General features: G+C 69.7%; 10 protein-coding genes and 1 pseudogene. 8 read left to right on the forward strand and 3 right to left on the reverse strand.

The window, feature by feature from the left end:
- The first annotated feature begins 374 nt into the window (after positions 1–374).
- The 6 genes from ACTWQO_RS43545 (at position 375) to ACTWQO_RS43570 (ending at position 7,315) form a co-directional block, all read left to right on the forward strand.
- On the forward strand, positions 375–1,421 hold the full coding sequence (locus ACTWQO_RS43545; RefSeq protein WP_443242920.1) for a BMP family lipoprotein: 1,047 nt from the start codon (positions 375–377) through the stop codon (positions 1,419–1,421).
- Positions 1,422–1,630: 209 nt separating this feature from the next.
- Positions 1,631–3,190: an ABC transporter ATP-binding protein gene (locus ACTWQO_RS43550; protein ID WP_443242921.1), complete on the forward strand. Its 1,560-nt coding sequence runs from the start codon at positions 1,631–1,633 to the stop codon at positions 3,188–3,190.
- Positions 3,190–4,311 carry an ABC transporter permease gene (locus ACTWQO_RS43555; protein WP_443242922.1) on the forward strand — a complete coding sequence of 374 codons (1,122 nt, stop codon included), beginning with the start codon at positions 3,190–3,192 and terminating at the stop codon, positions 4,309–4,311. The genes ACTWQO_RS43550 and ACTWQO_RS43555 overlap by 1 nt, the downstream gene beginning before the upstream one ends.
- On the forward strand, positions 4,308–5,582 hold the full coding sequence (locus ACTWQO_RS43560) for an ABC transporter permease (protein ID WP_443242923.1): 1,275 nt from the start codon (positions 4,308–4,310) through the stop codon (positions 5,580–5,582). The genes ACTWQO_RS43555 and ACTWQO_RS43560 overlap by 4 nt, the downstream gene beginning before the upstream one ends.
- Complete coding sequence (locus tag ACTWQO_RS43565) at positions 5,579–5,968, forward strand: cytidine deaminase (RefSeq protein WP_443242924.1); 390 nt, start codon at positions 5,579–5,581, stop codon at positions 5,966–5,968. Before ACTWQO_RS43560 ends, ACTWQO_RS43565 begins: the two co-directional genes overlap by 4 nt.
- Positions 5,969–6,037: 69 nt before the next feature.
- Entirely contained in the window at positions 6,038–7,315 is a 1,278-nt protein-coding gene (locus tag ACTWQO_RS43570; RefSeq protein WP_443242925.1) for a thymidine phosphorylase, read from the forward strand.
- Positions 7,316–7,387: 72 nt separating this feature from the next.
- On the opposite strand, the gene ACTWQO_RS43575 is transcribed toward ACTWQO_RS43570, so the two are convergent.
- Positions 7,388–8,311, reverse strand: a complete 924-nt coding sequence (locus ACTWQO_RS43575) for an AEC family transporter (RefSeq protein WP_443242926.1) — start codon at positions 8,309–8,311, stop codon at positions 7,388–7,390.
- Positions 8,312–8,530: 219 nt separating this feature from the next.
- On the opposite strand from ACTWQO_RS43575, the gene ACTWQO_RS43580 reads away from it, so the two are divergent.
- On the forward strand, positions 8,531–8,875 hold the full coding sequence (locus ACTWQO_RS43580) for an STAS domain-containing protein (RefSeq protein ID WP_443242927.1): 345 nt from the start codon (positions 8,531–8,533) through the stop codon (positions 8,873–8,875).
- Here the strand turns inward: ACTWQO_RS43580 and ACTWQO_RS43585 are convergent.
- Complete coding sequence (locus ACTWQO_RS43585) at positions 8,759–9,775, reverse strand: sigma-70 family RNA polymerase sigma factor (RefSeq protein ID WP_443242952.1); 1,017 nt, start codon at positions 9,773–9,775, stop codon at positions 8,759–8,761. The two genes, ACTWQO_RS43580 and ACTWQO_RS43585, sit on opposite strands and share 117 nt — an antisense overlap.
- Positions 9,776–9,913: 138 nt before the next feature.
- A pseudogene (locus tag ACTWQO_RS43590) lies at positions 9,914–11,173 on the reverse strand (MFS transporter); the annotation flags it as partial.
- Positions 11,174–11,235: 62 nt separating this feature from the next.
- Between ACTWQO_RS43590 and ACTWQO_RS43595 the strand changes: the two are divergent.
- The gene (locus ACTWQO_RS43595) at positions 11,236–12,198 is read left to right on the forward strand and encodes a LysR substrate-binding domain-containing protein (protein ID WP_443242928.1); all 963 of its coding nucleotides are present in this window, start codon (positions 11,236–11,238) and stop codon (positions 12,196–12,198) included.
- Positions 12,199–12,253 lie beyond the last annotated feature (55 nt).

Genomic DNA, 12,253 nt, shown 5'->3' on the forward strand with positions numbered 1-12,253 from the left:
GAGCGCGGTGGCGCGCCGCCCTCGCCGTAGCTGCGCGCCGCCGTCCCGCCCGGCTGCGGGCATGCGTGCCGCGGGGGCGGTGCCCACCCAGCCGGCGGCAGGCTGCCGTCCCGCCAAGCTGCGGGCATGCGTGCCGCCTGGGGCGGCACGGGTGGGCGCAGGCGGCACCCCGTCAGCGCCGGGCCGCGTGACCCACCCCCGGGCGGCACCAACCCGCGGCACCTGATCAGCGCCGGGCTCCGCGAAGCGCAGGGCACGGGCGGATAACAAGGTGGACAGAAGGGGTTTTCAGGCTTGTCTACGCGCGTTAATCTGCGGCGAAGCCAGCGCCGTAGCTGAACCGTCCGGCGCTCGTACGACAGGAGCACCACAACATGCGCCGGGTTTCCCGCCTCGCGGTCGCGGGCGCAGCGACCGCCTCCCTCGCCCTCGTTCTGTCCGCCTGCGGCGGTACGTCCACCTCCGCCTCGTCGGAGTCGGACGGCGACAAGGGCCTCGCCATCGCGTACGACGTCGGCGGCAAGGGCGACCAGTCCTTCAACGACGCCGCCTTCGCGGGGCTGGAGCAGGCGAAGAAGGAGTTCGGGTACGAGACGGACGACGTCGAGCCCACCGACGGGGAAACGGACGCCGACAAGGCTCAGCGGCTGGCCTCGCTGGCGAAGCAGGGCTACAACCCGGTGATCGGCGTCGGCTACGCGTACGCGCCGGCCGTCAAGGAGGTCGCGGAGAAGTACCCGGACACCACCTTCGGCATCGTCGACGACTCCCAGGTCCAGGCGGACAACGTGGCCGACCTGGTGTTCTCCGAGGAGGAGGCCTCCTACCTCGCCGGTGTGGCGGCCGCCAAGAGCACCAAGACCAACACCGTGGGCTTTGTCGGCGGTGTGGATATCCCGTTGATTCACAAGTTCCAGGCCGGCTTCGAGCAGGGTGTCAAGGACACCAACTCGAAGGTCAAGGTCCTGTCGCAGTATCTGACGCAGACCGCGGAAGAAGGCGGCTTCTCCAGCCCCGACAAGGGCAAGTCGGCCGCCGAGGGGCAGATCGAGAAGAAGGCCGACGTCGTGTACGCGGCGGCCGGTCTGTCGGGTCAGGGTGTCATCGAGGCTGCCGCCGCCAACAAGGTGTGGGCGATCGGTGTCGACTCCGACCAGTACAAGCAGGCAGCGCTCGCCACGTACAAGGAATCCATCCTGACCTCGGCGACGAAGGACGTCGCCAAGGCGGTCTACAACCTGGCGAAGTCGGTCGAGGACGGTAAGCCCGAGACCGGTATCGTTCGTGGCGATCTGAAGAGCGGCGAGGTCGGTCTCGCGGACTCCAACCCGAAGTTCGCGGACGACGCTGCCCTCCAGGAAGCCATCGAGACGGCCAAGGAGAAGATCATCAGCGGCGAGATCAAGGTCAAGTCCAGCTGAATATCGAGACCCTGAGCAGCGTGTAACCGCGGGGTTACGTCCGCTCAACGGGGTGCGGGGAGGCTTCTCCCCGTACCCCGTTGTCAGCGATGCGTCGGCCCCTTTGAATGCCGTAGGGGCGCTACGCGCGTAGACGACCCCCGTCCCCAGGAGAGTGCGCCATCAACGCGTCCAGCAGCCCTCCGGCCGGCGCGGCGGTCAACGGTCAGGTGACCGCCGTCGAGCTCGCCGGGATCACAAAGCGTTTCCCGGGCGTCGTGGCCAACCACGACATCCACCTCACGGTCCGCAAGGGCACCGTCCACGCCCTCGTCGGAGAGAACGGCGCCGGCAAGTCGACGCTGATGAAGATCCTCTACGGCATGCAGAAGCCGGACGAGGGCACCATCGCGATCGACGGACGGCAGGTCAGCTTCGGCAGTCCCGCCGACGCCATCGCCCGCGGCATCGGCATGGTGCATCAGCACTTCATGCTCGCCGACAATCTGACGGTCCTTGAGAACGTCGTGCTGGGCAGCGAGAAGCTGTACGGCATCGGGGGCAGGGCCCGGAAGAAGATCAAGGAGATCTCCGAGCGGTACGGGCTGGGGGTGCGGCCCGATGTGCTGGTTGAGGAGCTCGGTGTCGCCGCCCGGCAGCGGGTGGAGATTCTGAAGGTTCTGTATCGGGGTGCGACCACTCTGATTCTGGATGAGCCGACGGCTGTGCTCGTGCCGCAGGAAGTCGACGCGCTGTTCGACAACCTGCGTGAGCTGCGGGCCGAAGGGCTGTCGGTCATCTTCATCTCGCACAAGCTGGGCGAGGTGTTGTCGGTCGCCGACGAGATCACCGTCATTCGGCGGGGGACCACCGTGGGGACCGCCGTTCCTGCCGAGACCACCTCGCGTCAGCTCGCCGAGATGATGGTCGGCAGTGAGCTGCCCACGCCGGAGACCGCCGAGTCGACGGTCACCGATCGTCCGGTCATCGGCGTGGAGAAGCTGCGGCTGGAGGCGTTCGGGGGCAAGGCGCTGCTCGACGACATCACCTTCACCATTCACGCCGGTGAGGTGCTGGGTATCGCCGGTGTCGAGGGCAACGGGCAGACCGAGCTGGTCGATGCGCTCATCGGGCTCAAGGCCGCCGACTCCGGCACCATCACGCTGGCCGAGGAGGAGATCACCGGCTGGAACACGCGTAAGCGCCGTGAGCAGGGGATTGGGTACATCCCCGAGGACCGCCATCGTCATGGACTGCTTCTGGAGGCCCCCCTCTGGGAGAACCGCATCCTCGGGCACGTCACCGAGAAGCCGAACGCCAAGGGCGTATGGCTCGATCCGAAGGCCGCGCAGGAGGACACGCGCCGGATCGTCGAGGCGTACGACGTCCGCACCCCCGGCATCGACGTCACCGCCTCCTCCCTGTCCGGCGGCAACCAGCAGAAGCTGATCGTCGGCCGCGAGATGACCCACAAGCCGCGCTTCCTCATCGCCTCCCACCCCACTCGCGGTGTGGACGTCGGTGCGCAGGCGGCCATCTGGGACCACATCCGTGAGGCCCGCCGCGAGGGCCTGGCCGTGCTGCTGATCTCCGCCGACCTGGACGAGCTGATCGGCCTGTCCGACACCCTCCGCGTGATCTACAACGGCAAGCTGGTCGCGGACGCCGACCCGGCCACGATCACCCCGGAGGAGCTGGGCTCGGCGATGACCGGTGCCGCGACCGGCCACCTGGAACACGAAGAAACCCCCGAAGACGCCCCCGAGCCCGGCGAAGACGAGGCCCGCTGATGAAGAAGTTCGACAAGGAGCGGGTGCTCCTCGCGGTGGCCGGACCGGTCATCGCGCTCGCCGTGGCCTTCGCGCTGAGCTCGATCGTGCTGCTCGCCTCGGGCAAGAACCCGGTCGAGCCGTTCACGATCATGTTCGAGCAGCTCGGGTTCTCCGACATCCAGGTCCTGATCATCAACCAGGCCTCGATGTACTACATCGCGGCGCTCGCGGTGGCCATCGGCTTCCGGATGAACCTGTTCAACATCGGCGTCGACGGCCAGTACCAGCTCGCCGCCATGATGGCCGCGATCGTGGGCGCCCACGCCAATCTGCCGGCCGTCCTCCAGGTGCCGCTGCTCCTCCTGACCGCCGTCTGCACCGGCGCCTTCTGGTCCGGTATCGCCGGTGTCCTCAAGGTCACCCGAGGGGTCAGCGAGGTCGTCGCGACGATCATGCTGAACGCGATCGCCACCTCCGTCATCGCCTACCTGTGGCTGCCGAACGTCTTCGGCGTGAAGGTCGGCAACAACAACACCACCGGCGAGATGCACGAGTCCGGCTGGGTGCCGGGCATCGACATGGGTGACGCGGGCGAGATCTACGGCCTGGTGATCCTCGCCGTGGTGCTCGGCATCGCCTTCTGGGTCACCCTCAACCGCACCCGGTTCGGCTTCGACCTGCGCGCCTCCGGCGCCTCGGAGACCGCCGCCGCGGCCAGCGGTGTCGACCCCAAGCGCATGGTGCTCACCGCCATGCTGCTCTCCGGTGGCCTCGCCGGACTCGCGGGTCTGCCGATCCTGCTCGGCGACGCCCACACCTACAACCTCAACTTCCCCACCGGCATCGGCTTCCTCGGTATCGGCATCGCCCTGCTCGGCCGTAACAGCCCCGTCGGCATCGCGTTCGCCGCCCTGCTGTGGGCCTGGCTCGACAAGGCGTCGCCCGAGCTGGACTTCCACGACTACGACAAGGAGATCGCGGTCATCATGCAGGGCCTGATCGTGCTCTCGGTCGTCGTCTCCTATGAGGCCGTACGCGAATGGGGTCTGCGCCGCCAGCAGCGCCGGGTCGGCGCTGAACTGGCCGCCGGTCACGTCCTCGGCGCCCACAACACCACGAAGGAGGTGGCTGGCCGATGACCGCCCCCATCTCGGCGACCGACGTCAACCAGCCCACGCTGCAGCCCGCGGCGCCGACCGGTCGCCGCCTGTCGTGGCCCGTCCTGCTGCTGGTCATCGCCGGAGCGCTGGCGCTGACCTCGATCGTCCGCATCATCACCGGCGCCGACGGCATCACCAACGTCAGCCAGATGTCCACCGCGCTCCAGCTCGCCGTGCCGATCGGCCTCGCCGGTCTCGGCGGTCTGTGGGCCGAGCGCGCGGGCGTCGTCAACATCGGCCTCGAGGGCATGATGATCCTCGGCACCTGGTTCGGTGCCTGGGCCGGATTCCAGTGGGGCCCGTGGACCGGTGTCCTCGTCGGCATCATCGGCGGCTGCGTCGGCGGTCTGCTGCACGCCCTCGTCACCGTCACCTTCAACGTCAACCACATCGTCTCCGGTGTGGCCATCAACATCCTCGCCCTGGGCGCCACCCGCTATCTCGCGCCCCTCGCCTTCGAGGGCCACGAGGGCGGCTCCGCCAAGCAGTCCCCGGCGGTCGACTCGCTCGGCAACTTCACGGTGCCGGGTCTGTCCGACGGCCTGCGGGACCTCAACGAAAAGGGCTGGTTCTTCATCTCCGACGTCGCCGGACTGCTCGGCGGCCTGATCACCAACGTCTCCTGGCTGACCCTGATCGCCGTCGCGCTGATCCCCGCCACGTGGTGGATCCTGTGGCGTACGGCGTTCGGTCTGCGGCTGCGGTCCTGCGGTGAGAACCCGGTCGCGGCCGAGTCGCTCGGCGTGAACGTCTACAAGTACAAGTACCTGGCCGTCATCATTTCCGGCGGCCTGGCGGGCCTCGGTGGCGTGTTCCTCGCCACCGTCGCCAACCCCTTCTACCTGGAGGGCCAGGTCAGCGGTCGCGGCTACATCGGCCTCGCCGCGATGATCTTCGGCAACTGGATGCCGGGCGGACTCGCCATCGGCGCGGGCCTGTTCGGCTACACCGACAGCCTCAACCTGCGCGGCGGCTCCGAGAACGTCCACGCGCTGCTGCTGCTCGGCGCGCTGCTGCTGGTCATCGGCGCGATCTGGCTGGCGTTCCGGAAGAAGTACACGTCGTCCGCGATCACCCTGCTCGTCGGCGGCCTGGTGTTCACCTGGTACGCCGGCACCAACGAGGTTCCCAACCAGGTGGTCTCCGCCACGCCGTACGTCATCACGCTGATCGTCCTCGCCCTGTCGGCCCAGCGCCTCAGGATGCCGAAGGCGGACGGCCTGCCGTACCGGAAGGGACAAGGCAAGTGACCGTCGACTGGGCTGCCCTGCGGGCGGTGGCGAGGGACGCCATGTCCCATGCCTACGCCCCCTACTCGGGCTACCCGGTCGGGGTCGCCGCCCTGGTCGACGACGGCCGCACGGTCTCCGGCTGCAATGTCGAGAACGCCTCCTACGGGCTCGGGCTGTGCGCCGAGTGCGGGCTGGTCTCGGAGCTGCAGCGCACCGGCGGCGGCCGGCTGACGCACTTCACCTGCGTCGACGGCAAGGGCGACATCCTCGTCCCGTGCGGCCGCTGCCGGCAGCTGCTGTACGAGTTCGGCGGGCCGGACCTGCTGCTGGAGACACCGGCGGGAATCCTGTCGCTGTCGGAGATGCTGCCGCAGGCCTTCGGGCCGGGGCACCTCACCAAGTAACTCCCGTGCGGCCCCTCTGAACCGGCTCAGAGGGGCCGCGCACTTTCTTGATCTTTCGGAAGGAACGCCATGGACGCCATCTCCGTCATCCGCACCAAGCGGGACCGCGGCGAGCTCAGCGACGTACAGATCGACTGGGTCATCGACGCGTACACCCGCGGGGAGGTCGCCGACGAGCAGATGTCCGCGCTCGCGATGGCGATCCTGCTCAACGGCATGAACCGCCGGGAGATCGCCCGCTGGACGGCCGCGATGATCGCCTCCGGCGAGCGCATGGACTTCTCGTCGCTGTCCCGTCCGACGGCCGACAAGCACTCGACGGGTGGGGTGGGTGACAAGATCACGCTGCCGCTCGCTCCGCTGGTGGCGGCGTGCGGGGCCGCCGTTCCGCAGCTGTCGGGCCGCGGCCTCGGCCACACCGGCGGCACGCTGGACAAGCTGGAGTCGATCCCCGGCTGGCGGGCCCTGCTCTCGAACGAGGAGATGCTGTCCGTGCTGGACGGTGTCGGCGCGGTGATCTGCGCGGCGGGCGACGGTCTGGCCCCCGCGGACAAGAAGCTGTACGCCCTGCGTGATGTGACCGGCACGGTCGAGGCCATCCCCCTGATCGCCTCCTCGATCATGTCCAAGAAGATCGCGGAGGGCACGGGCTCGCTGGTCCTGGACGTCAAGGTCGGCACGGGCGCGTTCATGAAGACGATCGAGGACGCGCGGGAACTGGCGTCGACGATGGTGGGCCTGGGCACGGACCACGGCGTCAAGACGGTCGCGCTCCTGACGGACATGTCGACCCCGCTGGGCCTGACGGCCGGTAACGCCCTTGAGGTCCGGGAGTCGGTGGAGGTCCTGGCGGGCGGCGGCCCGTCGGACGTCGTGGAGCTGACGATCGCCCTGGCCCGCGAAATGCTGGACGCGGCGGGCATCCGCGACACCGACCCGGCGAAGGCCCTGGCCGACGGCTCCGCGATGGACGTCTGGCGGCGCATGATCGCGGCGCAGGGCGGCGACCCGGACGCGGAACTGCCGGTGGCGCGCGAGCAGCACGTGGTGAAGGCGAGCGCCTCCGGCGTCCTGACCCGCCTGGACGCCTACGCCGTCGGCGTCGCCGCCTGGCGCCTCGGCGCGGGGCGTGCCCGCAAGGAGGACCCGGTCCAGGCGGGCGCGGGCGTGGAGCTGCACGCCAAGCCGGGGGACACGGTGACCGAGGGCCAGCCCCTGCTGACGCTGCACACGGACACGCCGGAGCGGTTCGCGTACGCCCTGGAGGCGGTGGAGGGTTCGTACGACGTCGCGGCGGCGGGGACGGACTTCAAGGCGTCGCCGGTGGTGCTGGAGCGTATTGCCTGACGCTTTCGCAAGGGGCCGGGCCTTCGGGTTCCGGCCCCTTACGCATACCAGGATTCGCCTATCAGGAGGGGTTCAGCCGAGCAGGGTCGCGACGACCACCAGGACCGGCACCGAGAGCACCGTCGACAGCAGGATCGAGTCGCGCGCGAGCCGCTCGGCCACCCGGTATCTCGATGCGTAGGTGAAGAGGTTCTGCGCGGCCGGGAGCGCCGACGTCACCACCACGTCGAGGAGCTGGGCGCCGTGGAGGCCGAAGACACCGGCCGCGAGTGCCCAGGCCGCCGCGGGCTGACCCACCGACTTCAGCGCCACCGACAGCAGGACCAGCTGCCGGTCCGGGCCCCGGCCGGGCATCGTGCTGCCGCACAGGGAGATGCCGAAGGCGAGCAGGACGGCGGGGACCGACATGTTGCCGATCAGGGTCACGGGGTCCATGACGGGTGCCGGGACGTGGAGGCCGGTCGCCGAGACCGCGACGCCGGCCAGTGAGCCCAGGGCGATCGGATTGCGCAGCGGCGTCAGGAGTCTCAGCCACAGCGGCTCCTTGCCGTCCCGGGCGGTCGAGAGGTCCAGCACCGTCAGCGCGACCGGCGTCAGCAGCAGGAGCTGGAACAGCAGCACCGGCGCCACCAGCGAGGCGTCGCCCAGGACGTACACCGCGATCGGGATGCCGAGGTTGCCCGAGTTGACGTAGCTGGAGCACAGCGCGCCGATCGTCGTACGGCCCAGACCCCAGCCGCGTACGGCACCCACCGCGATGAAGACGCCCGCCGCCGCTGCCGTGCTCAGCGCGGTCACCAGCAGCCGACTGGAGAAGATCACCGACAGGTCGGCCTGCGCGAGGGTGGTGAACAGCAACGCCGGGGACGCCACGTGGAAGGCCAGCTTGGTCAGTACCTCGCGGCCGTGTTCGCCGAGGTGGCCGCGGCGGCCGATTACATAGCCCACCGCGATGACGACCGCGATCACCGCGAAGCCCGTCAGCACCCCCTGCACAACGCCTCCTCAGCGGTGAGGAAGCCGTGGGGTATCGCCGGAGGTGAAGATTCATGGGGCATGCACCCAACCCTCCGGGGAAGGCAGGACGCAGGTCAATGTGATCCTTCGCGGGCCGCGCGCGGGTGTACGGCAGCCTGCGGTGTGGGTGTACGGCACGTTGAGCGCGGCGCCCCGATGAGTTACGCCCGCCCGTCCGGTCTACCGCTCGTGGACGCCATGACACCCGCAGTACTCGTGCTGACCGGCCCCGTCACCAGGGACGAGGTGGCAGGGCTGTGCGACGACGTGCGGGCGCTGCTGGAGGCGACAGGGGCGGGAGTCGTGGTGTGCGACGTCGGCGGGCTCGGACCGCCGGGGCTCGGCACTGTCGACCTGCTGGCACGGCTGGAACTCGCCGCCCGGCGGGCCGGGGGCCGGATCCGGCTCCGCGATCCGGACCCCGCCCTACACGCCCTCCTCGACCTGGTCGGCCTCCGCTTCGATATGGAGGGGCAGCCCGAACAGCGGGAACCAGCGTTCGGTGTCCAGGAAGCAGTGGAACCCGGTGATCCGGCCGTCTGAAATCTCCAGGACCTGCACCGCCCACGGGGTGAAGCCGCCCTTCTCCGGGTCCGGCTTGTACTGGGCGAAGCCCGGCAGGCCGTTGACCTGGACCGGCATCAGATGCGAGCCGGCGCACGGGGCGCCGAGCGTCGTCATGAAGCCGGTGATGTCCTTGACGCCGGTCAGCCACAGGTCGAACGGCGGCATCGTCATGATCGCGTCCTCGTGCAGCAACGCCGTCAGGGCCGTCATGTCATAGCCCTCGAACGCCGCGACATAGCGCTCCAGGAGCTTCTGCTGCTCCTCGTCCAGCGGGTCGGAGACGGTGGCATCTGCGCCCGGCTGCTCCCGCTCCGCGAGCGTGGCGCGCGCCCGCTGCAGTGCGCTGTTGACCGACGCGACCGTCGTGCCGAGCAGTTCGGCGACCTCGCTCGCCTTCCAGGCCAGGACCTCGCGCAGGATCAGCACCGCGCGCTGCTTGGGCGGGAGCTGCTGGAGGGCGGCCATGAAGGCGAGCCGCACGGACTCCTTGGCGACGGCCGCCTCCGCCGGGTCGGCGGGGGTGGGGAGCACGCGGGCGTCCGGCATCGGCTCCAGCCAGGTGTTGTCCGGGCGGGGGGAGAGGGCGGCCTGGGCGAGGGGGGTGGAGTCGGTGAGGTCCATCGGCCGGGCGCGTTTGTTGCCTGCGGTCAGCATGTCCAGGCAGACGTTCGTCGCGATTCTGTAGAGCCAGGAGCGGAGGCTGGCGCGGCCTTCGAACTTGTCGTAGCTGCGCCAGGCTCGGACGAGGGTGTCCTGCACCGCGTCCTCCGCCTCGAAGCTCGAGCCGAGCATGCGGTAGCAGTAGCCGGTCAGCTCGACCCGGTGTGCTTCGAGCTTGGTGTCCAGGTCTGTTGTCGTCGCCGTGCTGTTGGTCATCGATCGTCCACCCACCCCTGTGGCCGTTCCTGTGTCGTACGCCTCATTGCGTCCAGCACTTCGGAAGCTACAGCAGCCCACTGACAATGGCGTGCCGAGTGGATGAACGTGCAGGTCAGAACTCTCTCGCCCCCGCCGCGCAGCGACCCGTGCCGCTGCCACGGATCCGAACACCGTGATCGTCACCACGCCCAGCACCGCCAGCAGACCGACCCCCACCGTCCCGGCCCAGCCCCCGGCGTGGAACGCCACCGCGCCCGCCGTGCTGCCCGCGCTGGAGCCGACGTAGTACGCCGACTGGTACAGCGCCGAAGCCTGGGCGCGGCCCGTCGTCGCCGTCTTGCTGACCGCCGAGGACGCCACCGCGTGACCCGCGAAGAAGCCCGCCGTGATGAGGATCAGGCCGAGCAGGACCAGGGGGAGCGAGTCCGCGATGGACAACAGGAGGCCCGTCGCCGTCGTGCCGCCGGCCAGGTACAGCGCACCTCTGCGGCCCAGTCGGCCCACCAGGCGCCCGGCCGTGGACGCCGACACCGTGCCGACCAGGTAGACGAGGAAGATGGAGCCGACGATGCCCTGCGGGAGGCTGAACGGCTCCTCGGTCAGGCGGTAGCCGATCACCGTGTACACGCCGCCGAAGATGGTCATGAACAGCGCACCGATCGCGTACAGACGGCGCAGCAGCGGGTTGGCGAGGTGGTCACGCACCGTGCGGACCAGCACGCGAGGCCGCGGCGAGCCCGGCCTGAAGTGCTTCGGGGAGGGCAGCAGCAGGCGGAACGCCACCGCGCAGGCCACGGCGATCGCGCCGATCACGCCCACCGCGACCCGCCAGCCCCACTCCTGCGCGACCCACCCGGTGATGACCCGGCCGCTCATCCCGCCGACGCTGTTGCCCGCGACGAACAGGCCGATGGCGGTCACCAGCGCCTTGGGCCGGACCTCCTCCGCCAGATACGCCGTCGCGGAGGCCGGAAGCCCCGCCAGCGCCGCGCCCTGCAACGCCCGCAGCGCGACCAGCGCGGGCAGCGAGGGGGCGAACGGGACCAGCATCCCGACCGTCACCGCCACCACCAGCGACGCCGTCATCACCGTACGACGGCCATAACGCTCCGACAGCGCGCTCATCGGAAGGACGAACAGCGCCAGACCACCCGTCGCCGCCGCCACCGTCCAGCTCGCGTCACTCGCCGTCACGCCGAACTCGCCGGAGATCAGGGGGAGGAGGGCCTGGGTGGAGTACAGCAGCGCGAAGGTCGCCACACCCGCGAGGAACAGGGCGAAGCTCATCCGGCGGTAGCCGGGACCACCCGGGGTCATACGGGAGTCGGAGGAGAGGGTGGGAACGGCGGAGTCGGCGCCCACGGTGGTGGACGCCTCGGTACTGGCAGCAGGCATGCTTCGAAGGTAAAGAGCCCGCACTCATCCGTCCAATGCATGGAATCGGCATAATCGTTCCCATGGTGCATCAGCAGAGGTCACAGGCCCGCCTGTCACCGTCCAGTGACACAGAAGACATGACAGCCATGACGATGTTGCTCGCTCCCCGCCTCGCCTACTTCGCCGGCGTCGCGCGCACCGAGCATGTGACCCGGGCCGCGCAGGAGATGAACGTCCCGCAGTCGACCCTCTCCCGTGCCATGGTCCGCCTCGAACAGGACCTGGGCGTCGACCTGTTCGCCCGCCGCGGCCGTACGGTGTCCCTGACCCCCGCCGGGCGCACCTTCCTCACCTCCGTCGAGCGCGCCCTCGCCGAGATCGAGCGTGCCGCCGACGAGGTGCGCGCCGACGCCGATCCGGCCGCCGGCAAGGTCGCGTTCGGGTTTCTGCACACCATGGGGTGGGAGACCGTCCCCGGCCTCATCAGCGCCTTCCGCGCCGACCATCCGCGCGTCCGGTTCAGCCTCGTCCAGAACTACGGCGAGGCGATGATCGAGCGGCTGCGCGCGGGAGAGCTGGACCTCTGTCTCACCTCACCCGTCCCCGACGCCCCGGACCTCGTCGCCCGGCGCCTCGACGAGCAGAAGCTCCGCCTCGTCGTCCCCGCCGACCACCGCCTCGCCGCCCGCAAACGCATCCGCCTCGCCGAGGCCGCCGACGAAACCTTCGTGACCCTCGAACCCGGCTACGGCCTCCGCCGCATCACCGACGACCTCTGCAAGGAGGCCGGCTTCAGACCCCGCATCGCCTTCGAGGGAGAGGAGGCGGAAACCCTGCGGGGCCTGGTCGCGGCAGGGCTCGGCGTGGCCCTCCTGCCGCCGCCCGCGGTGGCCCGTCCGGGCGTAGTCGAACTGACGGTCACAGCACCAAGAGCGGCACGAGAAATCGGAGTCGCGTGGCTCGACGGCCACCCGGACACACCCCCAGTGGCAGCCTTCAAGAAGTTCCTGCTGTCAAAGAGAGGGAACTTGCTCCCGACCTAGCTGCATCGCCCTCAGGGGCGCGGGGAACTGCGCGACCAGCCACAACGCACCCGCA

This window comes from Streptomyces sp. 4N124 (assembly GCF_052245395.1).
Classification (GTDB): domain Bacteria; phylum Actinomycetota; class Actinomycetes; order Streptomycetales; family Streptomycetaceae; genus Streptomyces.